General features: G+C 51.6%; 22 protein-coding genes. 16 read left to right on the top strand and 6 right to left on the bottom strand.

Going from position 1 to position 24,154, the window contains the following annotated elements:
* Positions 1-2: 2 nt before the first annotated feature.
* Together smpB and B7988_RS01525 are read left to right on the top strand one after the other, a co-directional pair.
* Positions 3-473, top strand: coding sequence for an SsrA-binding protein SmpB (smpB, locus tag B7988_RS01530; protein WP_073058148.1), 471 nt, complete (start codon positions 3-5; stop codon positions 471-473).
* Entirely contained in the window at positions 473-1,633 is a 1,161-nt protein-coding gene (locus B7988_RS01525) for an N-acetylmuramoyl-L-alanine amidase (protein ID WP_088656572.1), read from the top strand. Before smpB ends, B7988_RS01525 begins: the two co-directional genes overlap by 1 nt.
* A gap of 146 nt (positions 1,634-1,779) precedes the next feature.
* Here B7988_RS01525 and B7988_RS01520 read toward each other — a convergent pair whose 3' ends face one another.
* From B7988_RS01520 to B7988_RS01510, 3 genes are all read right to left on the bottom strand, one after another.
* Positions 1,780-2,523 carry a YebC/PmpR family DNA-binding transcriptional regulator gene (locus B7988_RS01520; protein ID WP_073318101.1) on the bottom strand — a complete coding sequence of 248 codons (744 nt, stop codon included), beginning with the start codon at positions 2,521-2,523 and terminating at the stop codon, positions 1,780-1,782.
* Between the two features lie 105 nt (positions 2,524-2,628).
* A complete protein-coding gene (locus tag B7988_RS01515; RefSeq protein ID WP_141225522.1) occupies positions 2,629-3,444 on the bottom strand; it encodes a hypothetical protein in 816 nt (271 codons plus the stop codon).
* A gap of 24 nt (positions 3,445-3,468) precedes the next feature.
* Positions 3,469-5,082, bottom strand: coding sequence for a phosphomannomutase (locus B7988_RS01510; RefSeq protein WP_249268793.1), 1,614 nt, complete (start codon positions 5,080-5,082; stop codon positions 3,469-3,471).
* Positions 5,083-5,300: 218 nt separating this feature from the next.
* On the opposite strand from B7988_RS01510, the gene B7988_RS01505 reads away from it, so the two are divergent.
* The 3 genes from B7988_RS01505 (at position 5,301) to B7988_RS01495 (ending at position 7,758) form a co-directional block, all read left to right on the top strand.
* Positions 5,301-5,810, top strand: a complete 510-nt coding sequence (locus B7988_RS01505) for a hypothetical protein (protein ID WP_073318106.1) — start codon at positions 5,301-5,303, stop codon at positions 5,808-5,810.
* A gap of 127 nt (positions 5,811-5,937) precedes the next feature.
* Positions 5,938-6,894 (top strand): 4-hydroxy-tetrahydrodipicolinate synthase, encoded by a 957-nt coding sequence (dapA, locus tag B7988_RS01500; RefSeq protein ID WP_073318108.1) that lies wholly within the window; start codon positions 5,938-5,940, stop codon positions 6,892-6,894.
* 162 nt (positions 6,895-7,056) lie between these two features.
* On the top strand, positions 7,057-7,758 hold the full coding sequence (locus tag B7988_RS01495) for a hypothetical protein (protein WP_073318110.1): 702 nt from the start codon (positions 7,057-7,059) through the stop codon (positions 7,756-7,758).
* 228 nt (positions 7,759-7,986) lie between these two features.
* Here B7988_RS01495 and B7988_RS01490 read toward each other — a convergent pair whose 3' ends face one another.
* A complete protein-coding gene (locus B7988_RS01490) occupies positions 7,987-9,471 on the bottom strand; it encodes a DUF1846 domain-containing protein (RefSeq protein WP_073318112.1) in 1,485 nt (494 codons plus the stop codon).
* A 114-nt stretch (positions 9,472-9,585) separates the two neighbouring features.
* A complete protein-coding gene (locus B7988_RS01485; protein ID WP_088656570.1) occupies positions 9,586-10,962 on the bottom strand; it encodes a GGDEF domain-containing protein in 1,377 nt (458 codons plus the stop codon).
* Positions 10,963-11,243: 281 nt separating this feature from the next.
* On the opposite strand from B7988_RS01485, the gene B7988_RS01480 reads away from it, so the two are divergent.
* The 11 genes from B7988_RS01480 to B7988_RS01430 all read left to right on the top strand — a co-directional run bounded on the left by B7988_RS01480 (position 11,244) and on the right by B7988_RS01430 (position 20,999).
* On the top strand, positions 11,244-12,710 hold the full coding sequence (locus tag B7988_RS01480; RefSeq protein ID WP_088656569.1) for an amidophosphoribosyltransferase: 1,467 nt from the start codon (positions 11,244-11,246) through the stop codon (positions 12,708-12,710).
* 220 nt (positions 12,711-12,930) lie between these two features.
* Complete coding sequence (gene rpsP, locus B7988_RS15365; protein ID WP_073318120.1) at positions 12,931-13,374, top strand: 30S ribosomal protein S16; 444 nt, start codon at positions 12,931-12,933, stop codon at positions 13,372-13,374.
* Between the two features lie 123 nt (positions 13,375-13,497).
* Positions 13,498-14,055 carry a ribosome maturation factor RimM gene (gene rimM / locus B7988_RS01470; RefSeq protein ID WP_088656568.1) on the top strand — a complete coding sequence of 186 codons (558 nt, stop codon included), beginning with the start codon at positions 13,498-13,500 and terminating at the stop codon, positions 14,053-14,055.
* Entirely contained in the window at positions 14,052-14,756 is a 705-nt protein-coding gene (gene trmD, locus B7988_RS01465) for a tRNA (guanosine(37)-N1)-methyltransferase TrmD (RefSeq protein WP_088656567.1), read from the top strand. Before rimM ends, trmD begins: the two co-directional genes overlap by 4 nt.
* 15 nt (positions 14,757-14,771) lie before the next feature.
* A complete protein-coding gene (gene rplS, locus B7988_RS01460) occupies positions 14,772-15,119 on the top strand; it encodes a 50S ribosomal protein L19 (protein WP_073053577.1) in 348 nt (115 codons plus the stop codon).
* A gap of 21 nt (positions 15,120-15,140) precedes the next feature.
* A complete protein-coding gene (locus B7988_RS01455; protein ID WP_141225521.1) occupies positions 15,141-16,058 on the top strand; it encodes a cyclic nucleotide-binding domain-containing protein in 918 nt (305 codons plus the stop codon).
* Entirely contained in the window at positions 16,055-16,996 is a 942-nt protein-coding gene (locus tag B7988_RS01450) for a cyclic nucleotide-binding domain-containing protein (protein WP_088656565.1), read from the top strand. The genes B7988_RS01455 and B7988_RS01450 overlap by 4 nt, the downstream gene beginning before the upstream one ends.
* Before the next feature lie 120 nt (positions 16,997-17,116).
* On the top strand, positions 17,117-17,494 hold the full coding sequence (gene yajC / locus B7988_RS01445; RefSeq protein ID WP_083532164.1) for a preprotein translocase subunit YajC: 378 nt from the start codon (positions 17,117-17,119) through the stop codon (positions 17,492-17,494).
* 3 nt (positions 17,495-17,497) lie between these two features.
* Entirely contained in the window at positions 17,498-18,037 is a 540-nt protein-coding gene (def, locus tag B7988_RS01440) for a peptide deformylase (protein ID WP_088656564.1), read from the top strand.
* A gap of 114 nt (positions 18,038-18,151) precedes the next feature.
* Positions 18,152-19,651: a SpoIID/LytB domain-containing protein gene (locus B7988_RS01435; protein ID WP_170930505.1), complete on the top strand. Its 1,500-nt coding sequence runs from the start codon at positions 18,152-18,154 to the stop codon at positions 19,649-19,651.
* A 4-nt stretch (positions 19,652-19,655) separates the two neighbouring features.
* Positions 19,656-20,999 carry a tRNA (N(6)-L-threonylcarbamoyladenosine(37)-C(2))-methylthiotransferase gene (locus tag B7988_RS01430; protein ID WP_088656562.1) on the top strand — a complete coding sequence of 448 codons (1,344 nt, stop codon included), beginning with the start codon at positions 19,656-19,658 and terminating at the stop codon, positions 20,997-20,999.
* A 92-nt stretch (positions 21,000-21,091) separates the two neighbouring features.
* Here B7988_RS01430 and B7988_RS01425 read toward each other — a convergent pair whose 3' ends face one another.
* Positions 21,092-23,887, bottom strand: coding sequence for a fibro-slime domain-containing protein (locus B7988_RS01425; RefSeq protein WP_088656561.1), 2,796 nt, complete (start codon positions 23,885-23,887; stop codon positions 21,092-21,094).
* Positions 23,888-24,154: the final 267 nt, after the last annotated feature.

The following is a 24,154-nucleotide window of genomic DNA, read 5'->3' as shown; positions in this document are numbered from 1 at the left end:
GAATGGCGAAAAAAGAACAGAGTACACCGGTCATCGTAAACCGCAAGGCAAACCACCTCTACTTCGTAGACGAAACCTTCGAAGTAGGTATCATGCTCATCGGTTCGGAAGTCAAGTCTATCCGCGATGGCAAGTGCACTTTGGGCGAAGCGTGGATCGACATCGACGACACCAAGAACGAAATCTGGCTCGTGGGTGCGCACATCGACGAATACCTGTTCGCTAACCGCTTCAACCACTTTCCGGCAAGGCGCCGCAAGCTCTTGGCACATGTGCATGAAATCGCCAAGATGCGCAAAGCAAAAGAGCAAAAGGGCTGCACGCTCATCCCGCTCAAGCTCTACTTCAAGAACCGCCGCGCCAAGCTCGAAATGGGAATCTGCCGCGGTAAAGACCAGCGCGACAAGCGCCAGGATATCATCAACCGCGACGCAAAACTTGAAATGGCCCGCGCGGCAAAGGCACACAAGTAATGAAGGCTTTTGTTTGGCATATACTTGTCTGTTTCGCTCTCGCAGTCTCTGCCTGGGCCGCAAACACAGTCGATGCCGAACAACTCGCCAAAGAGATCAAGGCCAGCTTCCACTGGTTCCCAGTTCAAAAGACATTCCTGCTCGCAAGCGAAAGCGATACTCTTAAATTCGCCATTGGGCTACCGTTCGTGAATACACACGGCAAATCTGTCGAAATCAAGCATGCGCCCGAAATCGCGGGCAGCCATATTCTCTTGGATTCCGCAGACGTTGTCGCATTACTCAACACAGGCAAAGCTCAAACGGCAACGCCAGCCAGCAGCAGCTCCCCCGCCAAAGTCTCTTCGTCTTCAGTAAAAGTCGACGCCGCGCCCGCGGCCACAAAGTCCGCGAAGACAGTTGCACCTGTAGCGACTCCGAAAAACGAAACCGCCGGCACCCGCGAAGTAAAAACCATCGTCATCGACCCCGGCCACGGCGGCAAAGATACCGGCGCCCAGGGCAAGAATTCCAACGAAAAAGACATCGTCTTGGCCGTCGGCAAGCTCCTGGAAAAGGAACTCGAAAAAGAAGGCTTCAAGGTCAAAATGACCCGCGACAAGGACGTGTTCATTGAACTCGGCGAACGCGCAAACCTCGCCAACCAATGGGACGGCGACCTGTTCATCAGCCTGCACTGTAACGCCATTGACGCAAGCCCCGAGCGCAAAAAGCAAATCAAGGGCTACCACGTGTACGTGCTCCGCGCCCCCGAAAGCGAAGAAGACAAGGCGATTGCCCGCCGCGAAAACAAGGTGGCCACGCTCTACGGCGAAAAGAACGCCAAGGAAGAACTTTCCCCGCTTGAATGGTTCAAGCTCGAAGCCCGCTTGGAAAAGTACAAGCAGAACAGCTACATGTTCACCGAACAAATGCTCAAGGCCTTCGACGACGGCAAAATCAAGCGCCAGGGCGGCGGCGTCGGTGGTGCAGGCTTCATGGTGCTCGTAGGCGCCTTAATGCCCGCAGTCCTTTTTGAAATCGGCTTCATCAGCAACCCCGAAGAAGAAGCCTATATGATCACGACTAAGGCTCAAGAAGACATCGCTAAGCGAGTTTCAAAAGCCGTCAGCATGTACAAGGAAGCCGTCCACAACTACCGCGAAACGCTCGGGCGGTAAGCCACCCATAGCGCAGCGTTACTAGTTAAAAGTATTCGTTAAGCACAAAAAAAACCGACTGCACTTGGCAATCGGCTTTAAACTTTACTCAAAGGGAGCCTGCGACCGAGCTCACACCCCAAAGGGCGTAGCCCGACCTCAAGCCTCTATTCAGCGTCCAAGTCGGCTTCGTCGATTTCGGCGTTGTGATAAACGTCCTGAACATCGTCGTGGTCTTCGAACTTGTCGATGAGCTTGAGGAGCTTCTGGGCATCTTCGTGGCCGAGCTTCACCGGGTCGTTAGCGACGTAGGTGATTTCGGCGCTCATCATTTCGATACCGGCAGCTTCGAGAGCCTTGGAAACAGCATCGAAAGCTTCCGGAGAGGTGGAGATTTCATGCACGCCGTCTTCGGTGGACATGTCTTCGGCTCCGGCTTCAAGAACAAGGTCCATCACCTGGTCTTCCGGATACTTTTCAGCATCGACGACAATCACGCCCTTGTAGGTGAAAGCCCAAGAAACGGAACCGGATTCGCCCATGGAACCGTTGTTCTTGTTGAAGATGTTGCGGATTTCAGCAACGGTACGGACCTTGTTGTCGGTCAGGCACTGCACCATGATGGCAATGCCACCCGGGCCGCGTCCTTCGTACAGCGGTTCCGTCATTTCGGTACCGGAGTTAGCACCCGTACCCTTGGCGATAGCGCTTTCAATGTTCTTGGTCGGAAGGCTCTGGCTCTTGGACTTAAGAATAGCAGCACGCAGACGCGGGTTCGCATCCGGGTTTCCGCCGCCAAGCTTAGCAGCAATAGAGATTTCCTTGATCAACTTGTTCCAAGCCTTGGCGCGAGCAACGTCAGTCTTGGCTTTCTTGCGTTTGGTGGTGGCCCATTTGGAGTGACCGGACATAGATTACCTCTAGTTTTTAGATTAAAAAATCGACCTAATTCGGAATTCGGATTTCGGAATTTTTATCAGCTAACAACTCCTAATTCATAATTCCGAATTCTGAATTTACTTGTTCTTGAGTTGGCAACGGCGCTTTTCCTTGACGCTAAGACTCGGATCGTCGCATTCATCGCCTGAAACTTTTTTCTTTTTTTTCTTCTTCTTGGTCGGAGCAGTTTCTTCGTCAGCAGCATCAACGCGGCGCTTGCGCTTGTTCATCGTTGATTCTTCTTCGGCTTCGACTTTTTTTTTCTTTTTTTTCTTCGGAGCAGCTTCTTCTTCGCTAGCTTCTACACGGCGCTTGCGAGTGGTAATGGTAGCCTCTTCCTCGGGCTTCTTTTCAGCCTTTTTCTGCAGAGTGCGGAGTTTAGCCTTGTCGAGCGGGTCGGCGGAGGCCCTGGTAATGGCCTTGTCATACTTACCGCCCCACACGTTACCAAGAAGCGAACCGGATTCCAGAGCATCCTTCAAAATGCCCATGGCCCATTCATCATTTGCCGGCGGCAAAAGCTTAAAGCGCAGGTTACGGATTCGGGTCGGTTCGTCTTCAAAGTAGAGCATCATGTCAAAGAAGCCCACCTGATATTCCTTGTTGTCGGAGCCAACGGCTGTAGACGGAACATAGGCAAGCATCGCATAGACATCGCCATCGAAAAGGCCCGTGATCAAGGCATCGCCGTCACCGCCCGGGGCCTGCACTTCACCGTCAGCCTGGAAAGCCCACGGAGCGACATCCACCGTCAAGCGGAACTTGTGATAACCCTTATTGGCCTTTTTCAGCTTGAGCAGCGCACCCGAAAAAGCCTGGAACTCAGGCTCCAGCGTCTGCGCCGAACAAACCGCGACAAAAACCAAACAAAGCAACACTATAAGTTTTTTCATAGGAACCTCCCTTTGAAAAGCTTATTAATTCTTGAAGAACAGAGCCTTGGCTGCCTCAAACATCGGGTCCTTTTCATCCGGGTTGCGGCATTCCGTATAAATGCGCACCTTCGGTTCGGTACCGGACGGGCGGACGAGCATCCAGGAGTCGTCGTCGAAAATGACCTTCACGCCGTCGAGCGTCAAAAGCTGCTTCACGGTCTTCTCGTTATTGCCGACCATGACCTTTGCACCCGGCTGGGCGATGGTAGCGATGGCGTCGACCTTGGCCTTCAGCGGGGCACCCACGAGAGACTTGTCCACTTCGAAGCCCGAACGGGTCGGGTAGAAGCGGCCATATTCTTCGTACAGGGCGTCGAGGTATTCGCCGAGGTTCTTGCCAGTCACCGCCATGATTTCGAGAGCGATGAGGAGGCCGAACTGGGCATCCTTTTCGAGCGTGTTGTTCAGGCCAGAGATACCGTCGGATTCTTCGAAAGCGATGAGAGCCTTCTGCTTGGCGTTACGGGAAAGCCAGGGGCGGAAGTTCTTGAAGCCCACCGGAGTTTCCATCACAGGCACGCCGAGCTTTTCGGCGATGATGTTCACAAAGTTAGAGGTCGCAACGGACTTGGCCACGCAGCCCTGTTCCTTGCGCCAGGTAGCCATGTAGTGGAAAGCGATAGCGCCGAACTGGTTCATATCGATTTCGCGAGTGCCGTCGTAGAAGCGGATACGGTCACCATCCGGGTCAAAAATGGCACCCAGGCGGAACCAGGACTTGCTTTCGTCCAGCACCTTGCGGACCTTTTCCAGGTTCTTGCTGGACGGTTCGGGGGCGATGCCACCGAACAGGGAGTCGTCTTCGTTGCGGAGCGTAATGAGGCATTCCGGATTGTCGAGGAGAGCGGCCGGGCGGCGACGGGTAGAACCGTGCACGTGGTCGCACACGAGAGTGAGGCGACCCTTCTTGATGAAGTCCTTGATGCGGTCGAACTTGATGGTGCCCTGCTTGACCAAGAATTCCTTGTAAATCTTGAGGGAGTCGATCAATTCCCAGTCGACCTTGCCCACCGGTTCAAACTTCCAGGTGGCCATCATTTCGTTGCTGAGCTTGGTGATCACGTTCGTGATTTCCGGACCGGCAGGACCGCCGTCAGCCGGGTTGAACTTGATACCGTTGTAGTGGCTCGGGTTGTGGCTCGGAGTCATGTTGATGGAGCAGGCGGCACCGAGCATTTCGATGCAGGCGCTGAATTCCGGAGTCGGCATTTCGCCACCGTAGTAGACCTTCACGCCGGCCTTGGCGAACTGGTCAGCCACAGCTTCGCAGAATTCGTGACCGAGCAAACGGTTGTCGTGACCCACGACCACGCCGCGCTTCTGGAGTTCGGCAAAATCCTTCACGCCGAGAGCTTCGAACAATTCAGGAGTAGCTTCCTTATAGAGGCGGACGATTGCGGCACCCACCACCTGCAGATTGCGGAGGGTGAATTCAGAACCGATTTCGCCGCGCCAGCCGGACGTACCAAAGCTCACCTTGGCGGGCTCCTGGGAGGTCAGTGCGACCTGCTTTACCTGTTCGACCAGGCCCATATCGGTAGCCGGGTTGAATTCGGGGGACTGGATCTTTTTCCAAATCTGCGTAATGTTTTCCATAAGGGTTCCTGTGTTTAAATTTTTACGCGTAAAATTTAGAAAAAAGACGATTGACGATTGACGATTGACGATAGAAAAAGAGGTGCGGGACGAGTGTTTTGGGGATTTAAGGGGGGAAGTCTCCCCCTCGGCGGCACTGCATTGCCACCTACCCCCTCTAGCGGCCCCCCCCGCAACGCCCCACAAAATCATATTACAGATTTTGTTAAATTACGAACATGAATCATTTTTTATACAAAGTATTCTTTTCCTTGATTTTCCTCTCAACATTCTGTTTTGCCCAAAACGAGCCCCCAGTAAAACAGGAAGTCGATTCTGCCGCCTACTACGAACAACTGTACCAGTACAATCTGGACAAGTACAATTTTGACAAGAAAGCCGCGAACATAGCCTTGATTACAGCAGGGGTCTCTGTAGGACTGGCGATGGTGTCAGGATTTTCAATCACCTTTTACGTTTTCGAACAATATTCCGAAGACAACAAAAGTCCGCTTTCCATGTCACACCCATGGGCAGTCACAACATTTATATTATGCGGCATCGGGGCCACCTCTGCCTTTGTTTATGGCGGATTTGAAATTGCGGCCGCGATACGAAAGAGCAACTACTCGAATTACAATATACGGCGAAAAAAATACTCCGTACGGCAAACTACAAAAGTTGGTTTCGCCCCGATTATAGACCCGATAAACAAAACTTACGGCGGAGCATTAGCACTAAACTTTTAAATTGAATTGCACGAAAGAGATTTCTTAGACGCAAAGTGTAAAACACAGCATTGAGAGCAATAATCAGAGTACATTTTCTAAGTTCTAAGTTCTAAGTGCTAAGTTCTAATACTATATTTTAGTCACTATGCAGATTACTAACGCTTCTCAACTTACTGGTGTTTTCCCCGCGTTGTTCACCCCGCTCAAGAACGACGATCCCAAGAACCTTCGCAACTCCATCGACTACGAAAAGATGGGCAAGATGATCGACGACGTGATTGCTAACGGCGCAAGTGGCGTGCTCCCTGCCGTGACCACGGGTCAGAGTGCGACGGTTTCTCCGCAGCAGCACCTGGATGTCATCAAGTTTACGCTCGACTATGTGGACGGCCGCGTGCCCGTGATTGCCGGTGCCGGTTCCAACTGCACTCGCGAATCCATCGAGATGATCGAAAATGTCCAGAAGATTGCCCCGGTGGCAGTCCTCTGCGTCACGGGTTACTACAACAACCCGCCGCAAGAAGGTCTTTTGAAGCACTACCGCACGCTCAGCAGCGAAACGGGCGCCAAGATCGTGATTTACAACGTTCCGGGCCGTACCTCCAGCTACGTGCACCCCGACACCTTGATTGAACTTGCCGAAGACAAGAACATCATCGGCCTCAAGCAGGCTGTGGAATTCGGCTTTGGCGAAAAGTTCCACGAAGACACGATGCGCGTGATCAAGGAAACCAAGGGCAAGGACTTCGCCGTGATGAGCGGTGAAGACGGCTTGTTCGCCGACCTCCTCGAGATGGGCGGCACGGGCCTCATCAGCGCTTCGGGCAACATTCCTGAAGCCACGAAGACGTTCGTGGACCTGTACAAGGCATTCCAGGCCGGCGACAAGGAGAAGGCGCACAACCTGCAGAAGAACGCCCGCGACTTCATCGACATCACGTTCTGCCGCAAGAACCCGATTCCGCTGGGCACGCTGTTCAACAGCCCGCTGTTCCAGCCGCTCGTGAGCGTGAAGGATACCGCAAACGGTGCAGACGCTGTCGCCCGCATCATGAAGTTGATTGAAGAAAAGGCCCCGAGCCTCAAGAAGTATCACGTATAGGAATGAGCTCGCACCTACGGTGCTTTGAGGAATGAGGTCGCACCCTGCGGGTGCTCTGAGGTAAAATACAATACGAGAAGTTTTGCCCAAAGGGAGCCTCTGGCGACCGACCTCAAAGCGAAGCGTGCCCATAGCCCAAACCTTTTTTTCCAGGAGAATCCAATGGCTAAGATTCAGAAATCCATCAGTGACGAAATCTGCGACTACCTCAAGAAGCAGAAACTCTCCCCCATTCCCGTTCAGACTTTGAACGAAGACATGGAAACGACCCGCTACTTCGGTGGCGACCTCAAGGAATTCATTGCCGCCGCCAAGACTCTCGGCGCCAAGGGAATCTTTGTTGAAACCCTGTACCTCGAAGAAGACGAATTCTACTACGACAGCGGCATGGACGACGAAGAATACATGGCCCTGTACGGTGACGAAGAATGCTGCAACGGAGAATGCAAGTGCGGCAAGTGCGACGACAAGAAGAGCAAGAAAAAGGCCAAGGATGACGACAGCGATGTCGACGCCGTTTACTTCGAACCCGAAGACCTCGACGGTCTCGACCTCACTCTCCTCAAGCCGCAGATGGCCAAGTACCTCGACCGCGTGGGCGAAGCCTGCGGCGCACGTCTGACCGTTCCGGGCGTTGACCACCTCGAAGTCGAAATCTTCGCTGACTGGTACGACGACTTCGCCGAACTCGTAGACGAAGCCTCTGAAGCAATCGAAATCGACCCGACCGACGCCCTCCGCCAGGCTCAGGCTATTTTCGAAGCCGAAGAAGCTGAACTCGCCAAGGCCGAAGACAAGAGCGTCAAGAAGATTGCGGTACACCCCCCGAAATCTTCTAGCAAGAAGGCTTCCAAGAAGAAGTAATTCTTCCAAGCAAACAAAGCGTTTGCATACAAGCTAAAAGGCCGCGACATTGTCGCGACCTTTTTTGCAATAGCACAAATTAGCCTGCGTTTATAAAAAATCGGATTAGCGAATCAATCCATCAAAAACGCTGAATAATCAAGCAAGACAAGGCGCGAGTCCCCGTAGCGTACTAAAACGTACGTGAGGGGACGAGCAACGCTGTATTGCGCAGATTAATCTGCGTTTTTACCCGTGATAAAGCTTACTCGTTTGATAAGTAGGTTCCGTAGTCAAGTTCACACCCAAGCGGCGGAACACGCCCACGTCGACCTGCGAAAGAATCACGCTGGAATGCACTTCGCAGTGGCGAAGTTCCGGGAGCTTTTCCATGGCAATTTTCGCGTTATAATCCGTGAGGGCGCAAACAGAGAGTGCCACGAGGACTTCATCCATGTGCAGGCGCGGATTCTTGTGGCCGAGCTGCTTGGTCTTCAGGTTCTGAATCGGTTCAATCACCATCGGCGAAAGCAGACGCACTTCGTCAGGGATACCGGCCAAGTGCTTGAGAGAATCCAGAAGCATTGCAGAAGAGGCGCCAAGCAGCGAGGACGTTTTACCCGTAATGATAGCGCCATCGTTCAGTTGGATTGCTACAGCCGGGCCTTCGGATTCTTCGGCCTTCTTGACGGCAGCCGCAATCACGGGGCGGTTTGCTGTACTGATCTGGGCCTGTTCCATAATCAGTTCCTGCTTGTAAACTTGGTCCTTGTCGGCGTTGCCCTTACGCACGTCGCAAAGCGTGTTGTAGTAACGGCGGATGATTTCTTGCTTGGCCGCTTCGCAAACGGCATCATCATCGACAATGCAGTTGCCAGCCATGTTCACGCCCATGTCCGTCGGGCTCTTGTACGGAGATTCACCGAGAATGCGGGTAAACAGGGCGTTCAGCACCGGGAAGATTTCTACGTCGCGGTTGTAGTTGATAGTCGTCTGTCCGTAGGCTTCCAAGTGGAACGGGTCAATCATGTTCACGTCGTTCAAGTCGGCGGTGGCGGCTTCGTATGCGAGGTTCACCGGGTGCTTGAGCGGAATGTTCCAAATCGGGAAGGTTTCGAACTTGGCGTAGCCGGCCTTCACGCCACGCTTGTTTTCGTGGTAAATCTGCGAAAGGCACACAGCCATCTTTCCACTTCCAGGACCCGGTGCCGTCACCACCACAAGTTCGCGAGAGGTTTCGACAAATTCATTCTTGCCGTAACCGTCGTCGCTCACTACCAGCGGAATGTTGCTCGGGTAACCCGCAATCGGGTAATGACGATAAACCTTGAGGCCAAGATCTTCAAGCTTTTTCTGATAGGCAACAGCACTCGGCTGTTCCTGCCAGCGGGTCAGCACCACGGAACTCACATATAGACCATAGCCACGGAAGGCATCAATCAGGCGCAAGACATCTTGATCGTAGGTAATGCCCAAGTCACCACGGACCTTGTTCTTTTCGATATCGCCGGCGTTAATGGCGATAATGACTTCGGCCTTGTCCTTGAGCTTTTCAAGCATGCGGATTTTACTGTCGGGCGCAAAGCCAGGCAACACGCGGGATGCGTGATGGTCATCGAACAGTTTTCCGCCAAATTCCAGATAAAGTTTTCCGCCGAACTTCGCAATGCGCTCGGCAATCTTTTCGGACTGCGTCCTCAGGTACGCGTCGTTATCAAACCCTACTTTAAACATCTTTTTTGTCCATCTAAAAAATCATAAAAATTATCTGCACAAAAATAAAAAAAAGAACGTCATTGCGGGTAATGCTATGACGTTGCAATCTACCATGAAGAGCACGGCAAGGCTCTAATTAGTTACTTTGGCTCCAATCGATTGAATAATCGTTCCGATAATTTCATCATGCCCATTCTTCATGCGCACTTTGTTTTTATACATGAGCGCATCGGCTCGTTCAAAGACAGACGAAACATCCTTGTCATGTTCCTTGTCAAATACAGAAATTCCACAAGCAACCACAACCTTATGTTTGTCAGCGTTTTTCTCAATCGCTTCAGTAAATTCCTTTTCCAGCTTTTCACGGTTTTCAAAATCGGAACCACGCAGAATCGCAACAAATTCATCGCCACCAATACGGAACACCGGGCTATGGGCAAAAATCTGGCACACAAGCCTACTGGCCGAGCGAATATATTCGTCACCGGCAATGTGCCCCAGCGTGTCGTTCACCGTCTTTAAACCGTTTACATCGCACAAGGCAATCGCGAATTTCACATTTTCGCCCGACTGGATTTGCTGGTTCAGTTTAGATTCAAATTCACCATATGCGGTCTTATTCTTAATCCCGGTCAAATCGTCGCGGCGCGCCTTTTCGTAAGCAGCACTCACCTCTTCCCTGATTTTTTGTTCGCGGCGAACCTGAGCATCAATATTGGTCACGCTGATAACAACATGCTTTTTATCGGCATAAACCGCCACCATGTTTACATACAAAGGTCCCTTCGGAGTGTTCAGGCGGTACGTCAACGAAAACACGCCATTATCATCAAGTTCCTTTAAAAGCGTACGCCTATCCAAAGCATTCACAATCAAGGGAATATCTTCTTTGTAAACGACGTTTAAAGCATCCTTTTTCAGCTGGTTAAAGAAATCTTCGCCTTCGAGCGCCACGCTCAATTCGCAGAACACCCGTTCACTCTTGTACAGCGCATAATGGTTCGTATCCAAATCGACCATATAAAGGGCATCGTAGCGTTCGGCAAGGGCCATCACGATTTGGCCATAAAGTTCGCTCTTGGTCGCTTTTTGTTCAAGAGCCAAGCGTTCACGTTCCTGGGTATCGATATTGGTCACACCGATAATCAGGTAATTGCGTTGTTCCGCACGCCCAAGAACCACCTTTATGGAATACCAGACAGGTTTATCCCCTGCCATAATACGGTACTTTCCACTAAAGGCTTTACCGTCTTGCACCGAGGCGACCAAGGATTCCTTATTGGCCATGTTTTGAGCAAACCATTCCCTGTCGTCTTTATAAATAACCGTTTCGAGGTTTACTCGGGAATCCGTCCAAAAATTGCTGGTTTCACTCAATTCCAGATTTTTATGATTCCCGCCAAATGCGAACATGGCATAGTTGTCACTTTCGATATCGACAAAAAACACGCACTCGTAATCGAGCGATAGAGCAAGCGACACATCTTCAATAGATAAAAGCGAATTCATAAACAGGTCCAAAGCAAAATCAAGATATCTTTAAAATAACATTATTTTAACAAGAGGGCATTGCAAATAGAATTTTCCTACAAAAAAATCTAGATAAAGCCGCCTTCCGACAAGAGAATGCACATACGTTCACTTCGAATTGCGTTTTAAGCGCCCTAAACCCCATTTATGTCTTGATTGTAATTTTCTTGGAAAGCAATAATAAGGAATTTTACTCCACCATATCTCGCAAAATTTCTACCTTTGAGTGCAAATTTTCCCCAATCACTCAAGGAGTATTTATGGGCGGCTTTTGCGGTGTTGTTTCTAAAGAAGATTGCGTAAGCGACCTCTTCTTCGGAACCGACTACCATTCTCACCTGGGAACCCACCGTGGCGGTTTGGCGGTTCTCAAGTCCAACGGACATTTCCATCGTTCGATCCACAACATCCAGAACACCCCGTTCCGCAGCAAGTTTGAGCATGACCTGCCCTCTTTTGCCGGAAACGTAGGCATCGGTGTTATCTCGGATACGGACCCGCAGCCGCTCGTCATGACCTCCAAGCTCGGCACGTTCGCTATCGTGACCGTCGGCTTGATTACGAACATCGAAGAAATCAAGAACGAGCTGTTCAAGAACAACTGCATGCAGCTCCAGTACTCTACGACCAGCGGAATGGTCGGACCGACCGAAGTGGTATCCGCCTTGATTGCCACGCAAGATTCTATTGTCGAAGGTCTCAAGTACGTACAAGAGAAAATCAAGGGAAGCTGCTCTGTTCTTTTGATGGACGAAACCGGCAAGTTCTACGCAAGCCGCGACAAGTGGGGCCGTACGCCGATCGTACTCGGCAAAAAAGACGGCGCCATGATCGCCCTGCAAGAAAGCTGCGCTATCCATAACCTCGGCTTTGAATACGTCCGCGACATGGGGCCGGGCGAAATCGCCGAACTCACACCGGACGGCGACAAGACTCTCGTCGCCCCGGGCAAGAAGATGGCAATATGTTCGTTCCTGTGGGTTTACTACGGTTACCCGGCATCCACTTACGAAGGCCGCAATGTGGAAATGACCCGCTACCGCTGTGGTTCCGCACTCGCAAAGCGCACCCCCACCGAAGCCGACGCCGCCTGCGGCATTCCTGACTCCGGTACGTCTCACGCCCTCGGTTACGCCCACGAAGCCGGCATCAAGTTCGCCCGCCCGTTCGTGAAGTACACGCCGACTTGGGCCCGCTCCTTTATGCCGCAAGACCAGAAGCAGCGCGAACGCGTGGCTTCCATGAAGCTGATTCCGATTCCGGGACTCATCAAGGACCGCCGCCTTGTGTTCTGCGACGACTCTATCGTGCGCGGCACGCAGCTCGGTAAGCAGGCCCAGAAGCTTTATTCGCTCGGCTGTAAAGAAACCCACATGCGTATCGCATGCCCGCCGCTCGTTTACCCCTGCAAGTTCATCAACTTCTCCCGTTCCAAGAACGAATACGACCTGATTACCCGTCGCTATATCCGCGACCAGGAAGGCGAGAATCCCGATTTGGATAAGTACACCGACCCGGATGGAGACGCCTACAAGGGCATGGTGGAATACATACGCCAGAAGCTGAACCTCACGACGCTTGCGTTCCAGCGCATCGACGACCTGATTCACGCTATCGGCCTCCCCGCCGACCAGCTCTGCACCTTCTGCTGGAGCGGTAAGGACTACGCCGAAACGGGTGACTGCTACCATTGTCCATGTCACGGAGACGACAGCGACAAAGAATAAAAAGCAGTAAAATCACCGATTTTAGCCCAAAAACAACGTTTTTGGGCTTTTTTCGTGCTATAAACGCCACAAATTCTAATTAATTTGTTTGTAAAGAACGGAAAAATTTTACATTCCGTCCTTTACACACAAGATTTTTTTTGCTATCTTTGGCCCAAAACAATAAAAACAAACCCCATTTTCCCTGAAAAACGGGAAAATAAACAAATAAGAGGTTAAAATGGCAACCGTTATCCGTCTCGCTCGTTTCGGCAAGCGTCACAACCCCATCTACCGCGCCGTGGTGATTGACTCCCGCAAGGCTCGCGACGATAGCTTTATCGAACAGGTGGGTTTCTACAACCCGAATTCCAAGACTCCTGAAATCAAGTTCGAACAGGAAAAGGTCCTCAAGTGGCTCCAGACCGGTGCACAGCCGTCTGACACCGTTCGCAGCCTCCTCAAGAAGGTCGGCATCATGGACCTGTTCCACGAAATCCGCGCTGGCCGTTCTATCGAAGGCAAGACCGCTACTCCGCGTGCAGAAAAGGCCAAGAAGGCCAAGCTCGGTCCTAAGGCTCTCGCCAAGATCGAAGCTGAAAAGGCTGCCAAGGAAGCTGCCGCTGCTGAAGCTGCTGCCGCTGCCGAAGCACCGGCCGCTGAAGCTCCTGCCGCCGAAGCATAATTTTCGCTTGAAAAGAAACCTCGTGCCGACCACACAAATTGGCACGGGGCTTTTTTGTCTAGCTAAAGCCGCTTGAACCAAGGTAACCACCTTCCGCTGATTCAAAACCCCACTAAGTCTTTCATGTCTGAGTCCGAAGATTACATCACCGTATGCCAGCTCATGCGCACGCATGGCGTCAAGGGATACATCAAGGCGATGCCGCTCACTCACGACCTTACGCGTCATGAGAAGCTCAAGGACGTGATGCTAAAGAAGACCAATGGTGAACAGGTCCAATTGACTCTGGAAGATTCCAGGCTTGCAAACAATCTGTGGTTATTAAAGTTCAAGGGGTATGACACGCCGGAATCCCTGGTACATTTCGTCAATGCAGACGTAATGATTCCCGAATCGGAGAGGCTTCCCGCCCCCGAAGGTGAATATTACCTGGACGATCTTATCGGGTTCCGCGTAAAACTGGAAGACGGCCGCGACATAGGCGTAGTTCTTGAAGTCGAAGAACTGCCTACCGTGAATGCGTTTCACGTCAAGTTCGACGCAGCCTTCCAACGCGAATTTTCCGCGAAAACAATCCTCGCCCCCTGGATAGACGACTGTGTCTTGGACGTGGACGAAGATGGCAAGAACATCGTATTCAGCGCAGACTACCTAAAAAGCCTGTGCCCGGAGGAAAGGTGAAAATCGACTGCATCACCATTTTCCCCGAGATGTTTGCCCCCATGAAGCAATCAATCATGGGTCGCGCCCAGAGCAAGGGCCTGATGGAATTCAACACCGTCTACCTGCGCGACTTTGCCATCAACGATTACGGCCAGGTGGACGACGTGCCCTATGGCGGCGAACCGGGAATGGTCATAAGACCCGAACCGCTCGCAGCAGCCATTCGCAGCACGGGAGTCAAGGAAGACGGCGGTAAAGTCATCTACTTGACTGCTGACGGGGTTCCCTTTACCCACAAGATGGCCAAGGAACTTTCCAAGGAAAGCCACCTGGTGCTTGTCTGCGGGCACTACAAGGGAATCGACGACCGCATCCGCCAGTCCGAGGTCGACCTGGAAATTTCTATCGGCGATTTTGTCGTGAGCGGGGGAGAACTCCCTGCCATGCTCGTGACGGATGCCGTGGTGAGACTCCTGGACGGGGCTCTCGGCAACAAGGAATCCGGCGAAACGGACTCTTTTGCGCAGGGCGTACTGGGATGGCCGGTCTATACCCGACCTGAGGTTTTTGAAGGAAAAAAGGTCCCCGAAGTGCTCCTTTCGGGCCATCACGCGAACATTAAAGCCTGGAGGCGCCAAGAATCGTTAAAAAGAACGCAAGAAAGACGCCCAGACATCTTTAAAAATCTTGAAGAAGATACTAAATTTGGCATCAAATAAAAACGAGGTACACAAATGTCCCTGAACATTGAAGCAATCCACAACGAAAACTTGAAGACCGACCTTCCTGAACTCCGCGCTGGCGACACCGTCACCGTGAACGTGAAGGTGATCGAAGGCACCAAGGAACGTATCCAGCCGTTCAAGGGTGTTGTGATCCAGAAGAAGAACACCGGTATTTCTGCAACTCTCACCGTTCGCAAGATGTCCGGCTCCGTGGCCGTGGAACGTATTTTCCCGCTCCACTCCCCCCGCATCGATTCCATCGTGCTCGACCGCGCCGGTAAGGTTCGCCAGGCTCGCATCTACTACATGCGCGACCTCCGCGGTAAGGCTGCTCGTATCGACGAACGTCAGGCTTAATCAGCTTAACACTCGAGGAACATGACCTCGCGTCAACAATTAATCCCGCCCACGCATCAAAGCGTGAAGGCGGGTTTTGTTGTTTATTCACCCGGGAGCGAATACCGGAGCATCGTTATCCTTGAAGAAGGAGAGTTGATTGCCCGCGAAGTCACGCCCCCGCATTCCGTTGTGTTCACCATGCGACCGGGAGACCTGGTCGGAGTGGCCGCCCTCCTTGAACGAGAACCATTCAAGTATGAACTTTCGGCCAGCAAGGATTCCAAGATCACGCTCGTGACCGAAGAGTGCATGGAATCCGAACTCAAGCGGCTCCCGCTTTGGCTGTTGGCGCTGATTCGCAGCCTTTCTGCAAAGACTCACTTGCTGAAGCGCGCCGCTATAGAGACTCGCGTCAGGAACACTCTCAAGAGTCTCGCCGAATACTTGAGCCATAAATCCAGCGACACAGAATTCAATCTCGCCGAACTGCTTCGGGAATTTTCTTTCCTGACCAAGATTTCAACCACGGCCGCACAAGAAGATTTCAAGTCGCTTTTACGCAGGCACTTGATCAAGCTTTCGCAAAAGAACGGCCGCGTGTTCTGCAAGATTGTCGACCCGGAACTCCTGCACATTTTCACGGACTACATCCGTGCTCAAGAAACCGAAACGGAATTCGCGCCCTACAGGCTGAGCATTGTGCAGAAAAAAATTCTCGTGTTTTTGTCGGCCATGGAAGTTTCGCCCGAAAAGACTGGCCCCGACTGGATCAGTTACATTCACGAGAAGTTCCCTGACGCCGACGTTTCGCAATGGATTAGTTTGTTGCAAATCCAGTGGTTCGTGAAATCCGACCCGAAGAATCCTGATTGCGATCTCTTCAAAATCAATAAAGCCAAAGTCCAATATTTCTTGAAAGCGCTACGCTACGAGACCAACATTCGAGGGGTGCTATGACGCTTGAAGAAGGACAGATCTTATTCCGCGAAGGCGCCCCAGGCGAAAATCTTTATGTGGTGCGCGACGGCGAGCTGCAGGGCAAGAGCACGCTCGGCACCGCCATCAACACTTACGGTCCGGGCGCTTTAATTGGCGAACTCGCCTTTTTGAAGAAAGAACCATACACCGAAACCATTACCGCGACTGAAGACTGCGAGCTGATCGAAATCACGCCCGACGCCCTGGAGGAATCGCTGGAACAGGAACCCGCCTGGTTCAGGTCTATTATTTCGTTCCTGACAGGGCGCTTGCAGATTGCCGGCGAGAATAAACGCAAAAGCGACAAGATCAAGGCTCTTCCGAGCCTGCTCTACATTCTGGATTCGCTTTCGTCTCGCGTCAAGGCAAACGAAGAGACCAAAGTCTCACACGCCGAGGTCATTGACGGAGTCGAAAAGCTTTTCAACCTTTCGAAAGACAACATCGAAGACTTGCTGAAGATTCTTGAAGAACTCGAAGTCCTTAAAATTTTGGGCGAAGAGATTCACGTAAAGAACGCCAACGTGGTACACTTGCTATACGAATCCATCCGGTTCCGCGCGCGTTACAGGAAGACTCCCCCGCAGATTCTTTCGATGACCGAACAGATGGTCTTGAATGCCGTCATCAAGACGGTCCAGCAAAGTACGGAACCGCTCAAGAACGGAGCATTTACTGTCAACACCGAATCGCTCCTGAAAGTCGGCAAGCGCGCCATGTTCGGCGCCACGCTTACCTTGCGTACGATGCTCCCGCTCCTGGAACGCAAGCTTTTGAATGCGTCCGTTCCGCTTGGAGACGGAACCGTTTTGCCCGAAATCGAGGCCATTCCGTTCTTCTTTGGCGATTTCGACACTATCCTTGATTTGATGGAACTGAACCGCATTTACCCGCTGCTCGACAAGAAACTGGTATAGCGGCTGCGCCGCAATGTGGAGTGTGAAATGTGAAATGTGGAATGACTTATTTCACATTACACATTACACATTTTCTATATTTTAAGCCGAAAATCAACTAACCCCCTAGCAGGTATAAACATGAAACTTTCCGCACTTCTCGTGACCCTTTCCTCCATAGCCGCCTTCGCCGAAGAAGCCGCTCCCGAACAGCAGCCGAGCGCCATTGGCAGTTTCTTGCCGCTCATCCTCTTGTTCGTAGTAATGTGGCTCTTCTTTATCCGCCCGAAGAACAAGGAAATGAAGAAGATGGAAGAAATGCGTAAAGCACTCAAGAAAGGCGACAAGGTGATTACCACCGCCGGTATTATCGGCACCGTCACCAACATTGACGAAACCGGCACCACGGTTTCCGTGCGCACGGGTTCTACCACCATCATCGATTTTGAAAAGTCTGCCATTCTCCGCGTTCTGAACGCAGAAACTGCCCCGGCCGCCAAGACCGAAGAAAAGAAGTAATCCATGGCTCTTCTAGAAATCAAAACTTACGGCGATCCGGTGCTCCGCAAAAAGTGCGAGCCCATCACCGAGATTACGCCCGAACTGCGTCAGCTCGCCAAAGACATGCTCGAAACCATGTACGACGCTCCGGGTTGCGGCCTTGCCGCTCCGCAAATCGGCAAGAACATCCGCTTGGTCGTGATTGACACCGCTATTCCTGGCGAAGAGGACCCGCGCCCTTACATCATGTTCAACCCCGAATGGGAACCTGAACCCGATGCAAAGCCGGTGCCTTACGACGAAGGCTGTCTTTCTGTGCCAGATATTTTCTGCAACGTGATTCGCCCCGACAAAGTGTGCGTACGCTTTTTCGACATCAATGGCGAACCTCAGGAACTGCATGATTGCGACGGACTCTTTGGCCGCTGCATTCAGCACGAAACGGACCATCTGAACGGCGACCTGTTCGTAGACAAGATTTCGACTGCTGACCGCACCATGAACCAGTCTAAACTGCGCAAAATGGCTAAGGACACGCAGGCGAAGTTGAAGAAACATTAATTCTGAATTCGGAGTTCGGATTTCGGAATCATTCTTCAGTAGTCAAGTCGAATGTTCAAAAGGGAAAAAATGGATTGTAAGAAGCATAACCTAGCTGCATTTATGCTAGAAACTATGCGACAAAGCAATCCTTTTTTCTTTTTCCCTATTTTTATTTTCTGCGCATCGTTTGCATTTGCAGACGACGATTTTGATTTGCCCGATGACGTGCAAAAAGCTGAAGTGCCAGCCAGCGCCGAAGAAGTTCCTGAAGGGCCTATAAACTTCGCGCCCATTGAAGAGACAACGACAAGCGAGCCTGCGCCCGCCAGCAACCGACCCGAAAATGTCAATTCCAGAAAGATCGCTCCTGCAACCTCTGCAAAGAGCGACACTTCTTATAAAGAAAAGAAAAAACTCACACCTCTGAATAATAGGTCAGCAAAGGCTATTGTCGATAGCTATTTACCCGTAGCAGATGAGCCCGTTACCGATGTGCCTGCCACATTCAAAGAGCATTTGATTCCCGAAGAATTGGACCGTCCGCTTCGCGTAGGGATTTATACCGGAGTCAAGGAACTCTACCTGAAATACCAAGGCGAAACCGTACGCGTCACACCGCACGGCAACATGGTGCGTTTTGAAGCCGACGGCAATTCTACCGAAGACATCGCCCACGAATTCAACAGCGAAGATGGCGGATGCCTCGCCGTCGCCGCCGACAAGAAAAGTCTCGGCAAGGCATGCTACCCCGGAAGCATCATGTTCCGCAATACAAACGGCAAACTCGACGCAATCAATTCGGTCGATGTCGAGGACTACTTGCGTGGAGTGATTCCTTACGAAATCGGCAAGCTGGACAGCAGCCGCATCGAAGCGTTAAAAGCACAGGCGGTGGCCGCACGCACTTACGCCTACAAGCATTTCAACAGCCGCGAATCCGTCGGCTTTGACGTATACGCCGACACCAAGGACCAGGTCTACAAGGGCCTGGAATCGGCAACACCGTTGACCGATGCCGCCGTCAAGGCGACCGCAGGTGTCGTGATGACTTACGGTGGCGAATTCATTATCGCCTACTACCATTCTACATGCGGTGGCGTTACCGAAACTCTTGCCACCTGGAATCGCGCAGACCTTCCGTACCTAAAATCGGTCCCGGACAAGCGCCCGAATGGCAAGCCCTGGTGCGATGAATCGAGCTACATCAAATGGGAGCGCCGCTTTGCCGACAAGGAAATCGCCAAGTTGTTCAAGGCGAACACCAACGAAGCAAAGGCTGTATTCGGCAGCACAAACGGAAAAGACTTCAAGAAAGTCAAATCCATCAAGATTAAAGACAAGTTAAAAAGCGGCCGAATCATGACGCTCCGAGTCGAAACCGACAAGGGATATTTTGACGTTCTGACGGACCGCACTCGCTGGCTATTCAAGAAGGCCGGCACCATTCTGCCGTCTTCTTTCTTTACCGTAAAGAAAGAAGGCAAGGAATGGGTTGTTACAGGCACCGGATTTGGGCACGGCGTGGGCATGTGCCAAATGGGAGTGCGGGCTCGTGCCCAGGCCGGGCAAAGCTACCAAGAAATCTTAAGCCATTACTACCAGGGAATCACTCTGGAAAAATTCGATCGGTAAAACGATGGAAGGCGTCCCCAAAAAGCCGCTACTTGTCGTGATTAGCCAAGGTTGTGCAGCCAACTTTGGCGATGGCGAAAAGATTGCGCGGGTATTCGCAGACGAATACCACGTTGTCTTTGGAATGACCGAAACCCAAACAAACGAGGCGCAACTACCCCAGGCATTCGTGCTGAACGTTTGTACCGTAAAAGGGAACGCAGGAGCGCTCAAGCTACTGCGCGAAACCTTAAGTACAGCTCCCGAAGCCAAGATTTTCATTACAGGGTGCGCCCCGAAAGACTTTAGAGATGAAGTCGCAAAAATCACCGACAAGGTGGTATTCACAAGTTTGAAAGAACTCGGACAAAAAACGGAGATCCCGGCTTCCCCGTTCCGAGGACCATATCCACTAAGCAGCAAAGCTGCAAGTGGCTATTGGCAAGGCCGGGATGACAACGATGGGAACAAGGCCCTGCGAGAATCACCGCTGGTGGGCATCGTAAACATCGAGGAAGGTTGCCTCGATGCATGCGCCTATTGCTCAACAAGGCTTGTCAAGGGCCGCCTACGCAGCTACCCTGCTGCAGACATTCTCCAGCAAGTAAAGCGTCTTGTAAACGACGGCTGTATCGAAATCCAGTTGACCGGACAAGATTGCGGCTGCTACGGATTCGATACCGGCACCAACCTCGCCGAACTTGTGCAACAGATTCTGGCCGAAGTCCCGGGCAACTACAAGATGCGCCTTGGCATGGGAAACCCGCGCCACATGATGCAATACCTGGACAAGCTCATTGAATGCTTTAAAGACGACCGCGTCTATAAATTCATTCACTTGCCCGTGCAAAGCGGTAGCGAAAACATTCTTAGAGCAATGAACCGCAAGCATTCCGCCGCCGACTACGTGATGCTTGCCGAAGCGTTCAACCAGATTCCGCTATTCACGCTCAGCACCGACTTGATTGTCGGATTCCCCGGCGAATCGGAACAGGACTTCAATGACACACTCGACATTCTCGAAAAGACGCGCCCCACAGTTTGCAACATCACGCGCTTTGTGGCGCGCCCGAATACGCCTGCCTACCATATGGCCGGCGCCGTTCCCGACGAAATCAAGCACACGCGCTCGGCAACCCTTGCCGAAGCCTTCCAGAAGATTGCGACCGAAAATAACGCCCGCTGGATTGGCCTAACCGAAACCGTGGTCATCGAAAAGCCAGGCTACCGCAAGGGCACCTACATCGCCCGCAACGCCGCCTACCGCCCCGTCGCAATCACTAGCGACCGGCCGCTACAACCCGGCGAACGGTTCACCGTCACCATCACGGACGCCGAACCCTTCGCCCTAATCGGCCGCATCAACTAACCGGCATTCCCCTCGCACATCGCCTATTCGAGAACAAATACGAAAAAGCCCCGGCTTCGCCGAGGCTTTAAATCTTTTATGTAACGTGCCTACTACTTGTTCTTAGCGCGCTTGTAACCGCGTCTGTAAGTTTCAGAGGTACGAGAGTAGTAAACCGTCTGGGCATACGTACCGTTACCGGACTTGATGCAGGGACGATATGCTTCCTGAATGAAGGTCACCTGGTAAATGTAGGGACCCGTAGCAACGGCTCTACCATTCTGGGACACCGGATACATCTTGACAGAGATAAAGCCTGCACCCGTTTCACCATAGTACTTCGAACCATCGTCGCAGCTACCCTGAGCGGCACCCAAAGCGGCATGGAACTGATCTTCGTTCATGCTCTTCTGATACTGGCTCACAAAGTGACCCAAGTGGTCGAACACGCGAACGTTAATGCGGAACGGGCCCATCACCGGATAAGACACGCTGAAGCAGCTTTCCGTGCCGTTTGCAGAATAGCACATGGAGGTTGGGGATTCCTGGCCGCCCACATAAGCCTTAGTCACACCGTTCACAGAGCCATCGGCACTTGTCTGAGAGAACAGCTTCTTTTCGTCGCTCGTGAGGGCCAGCGGGTTGTTGTCCTTACCCACGCCACTCGGTACCGAGGTGAACAAGAGGTCGCCAGTGTAGTCCAACGGCAGTTCGCCATCGTGGCTTTCGGCAATATTGGTAAGAATGTTTGCCTGGTTGGTAAAGTCGGGGCGAACGATTGCAGAATCCAACACGAACGGAGAGATAATGGTCGGTGCTCTGAATTCAGCATTCGGCCAATCTTCCGGAGTATCCGGATAACCCACCACGGACTTACCCGAAGAAGACGTGATCTTGAAGGTCATCTTCTTGTTCCAAGCAATCAAGGAATTCCAGGTAGCCTCATCGATACCTTGAGCAGCATAGTCAGCCTTTTGGATCCCGTATTCGTCACTATTCACAAATTCCTGGTCATAGGGAGAGTTAAACGCAATCTTGTCGCCACCCACAATAATCGGGTTCTCGGCCACCTTGCCGTTTTCATCCATCAAGACACCTTCAAAGGTGTACTGCACGCCGGCAGAACCCATGCTCGCGCCTTCCTTGACGCTAGTGACATAATAGCCGTAAGTCTTGACAGTCTTGGTTCCCGTTGCCGGGTCCGTCTCTGTACGCATCACGATAATTGCCGGTACAGTCGACCCAAATGTGGCAAGATTCTGAACGGTTTCAGGATTCAAGGTCGTATTCAAGAACATCGTCACAGTCTGGTTGCCGTTGGAGTCAAGCTTTGCAGACACGCTACCGATAGCGGGCTGACCATAGCGAGACGGGGCAAGTTCAGAAAGGGAGCTGCGGATACGCAGGTTAGAGCCGTCAGACTGACGGTCTGCATAGAAGAAGTGCAAGTGGTGCCAAGAATCGTTCAACCAGGAACCATCGGCATCAAGCTTAACGGCGCAAGAATCGAGCAGCGGATCGCCTGCATGGCAGCCATGCCCCATCTGAGACAGGTAGTCCATATCGGCCGTACCGGCAGCAGCAAGGTGAGTACCACCCAGGTCAACCACCAACACGCCATCCACGAAAATCCACATGTCATCGTCACCGGTGAACTTAAAGACTTCTTTCTTGCCCTTCTTGTACTTGAATGCGGCATAACCCATCATGGTAAAGCCGTAATTGCGCAAGTGGCGAAGACCCATGTTACCATTTTTTCCGGCGCCACTCAATGCGGCAGCAATTGCAGCATCCGGGTTCTTCGGGCCACCACTGGCAAGCCATGCATTGCAAAGGGCTGACGTTTCGCTACCCAAGTAATCGGTCTGGGAGCTTGCCCACTGGTAACTATAAGGCGGACAGAAAATAGACAGCGACTGCGGGCCGAACTGATTTTCTTTCATGAACGGGAAAACAAGCGCATTATTATTCATGACGCGAAGCTGGTTGTCATCCAGGGAATCCAACGGGAAGTAACCGCCGTTGTTCCAGTTCCTGTCAATTTCAAAGTAAGCAGGATCAGCAGCATCCTTATCCAAGGTCAAAATGGTATTCGTGCGCATATTCGTGCCAGGGACATCTAAATACCACTGTTCAAAATAACCATTATCGCAAGCAGGACGATTTTTCTCAATAATCGGTTCATACATGTCGAGGGCGCACTTGGTCGGATCGTCAGCACTGCAATTACCCGGATCAGGCGGGAAGACTAGCTTCTGTTTCACCATGCCCGGAGTCGTATAAACAATCTGAGACCAGGAGTGAGTCTTACATGTCTTAGAGCAAGACTTCTGGTCGTCCTTCATTTTGGCACTCCAAGAGCCCGACGCATCGGAACAAAGGTCTGCCACCAAGCCACGCATCACCTTAAGGCCAAGCGGGTTCAACTTTGCATCGTAAGCGCAATCCTTGAATTCACCGTACCAAGCGTAACCCGTCTGGTCAATCACGCTACGCACATAGTCAGGCGTCGTTGACTCGGCGCCCGAAGGACTCTTGATATCGTGCGGATAACCGTTCACACCGACCGCAATGCCGTATTCGGGAGTCTGGGTGTTACCGCAACCATAAAGAGGATAATTAGAGCGACGAGTCGTCCATTCCGCATCAGCAGAATAAGTAATGTTCCATGTACTCGGGAACTCGCCTACGCAACTTTTACCAATACATTCGCCACCATGATTGATACTGTTATAAGCTTCTTCTTGGAAGTTTTCAAAGTCGGGGTGAATCACACTAAAGTCACGAATGATAATATCCAATTCGCGTTGATTTTCAGGATCAACCGGAACAGCCTGCGAAGTCACAACTCCAACAAGTCCAAACAACGCCGCACTAAGTGCTAGTCGCTTAACAGAATTCAATTTCATAATAAACCAATCACCTTACCTATAATTATAGGTTTAAAATATTCCATCATAAATATACACCTTTTTTTTGCATTTTATTAACTTTTTATTGTGAAAATTCGTTTAAACAGGCTGTTTGCAGTAACTTCGTGCCATAAAACACTTATTTTTAACTTGCAAGCGGAACAGGTCTCCACATTTTTCTAAATAATGGCCCATAATGACGTTTTCGACCCTATTTACTATCGTAATGGCCCTCATCTTTGCGCGCATTTTTTGGCTAAAAAT

This window comes from Fibrobacter sp. UWB1 (genome assembly GCF_002210325.1).
In the GTDB taxonomy this organism is placed as follows: Bacteria; Fibrobacterota; Fibrobacteria; order Fibrobacterales; family Fibrobacteraceae; genus Fibrobacter.
This window is presented reverse-complemented; position numbering and strand designations above follow the sequence as displayed.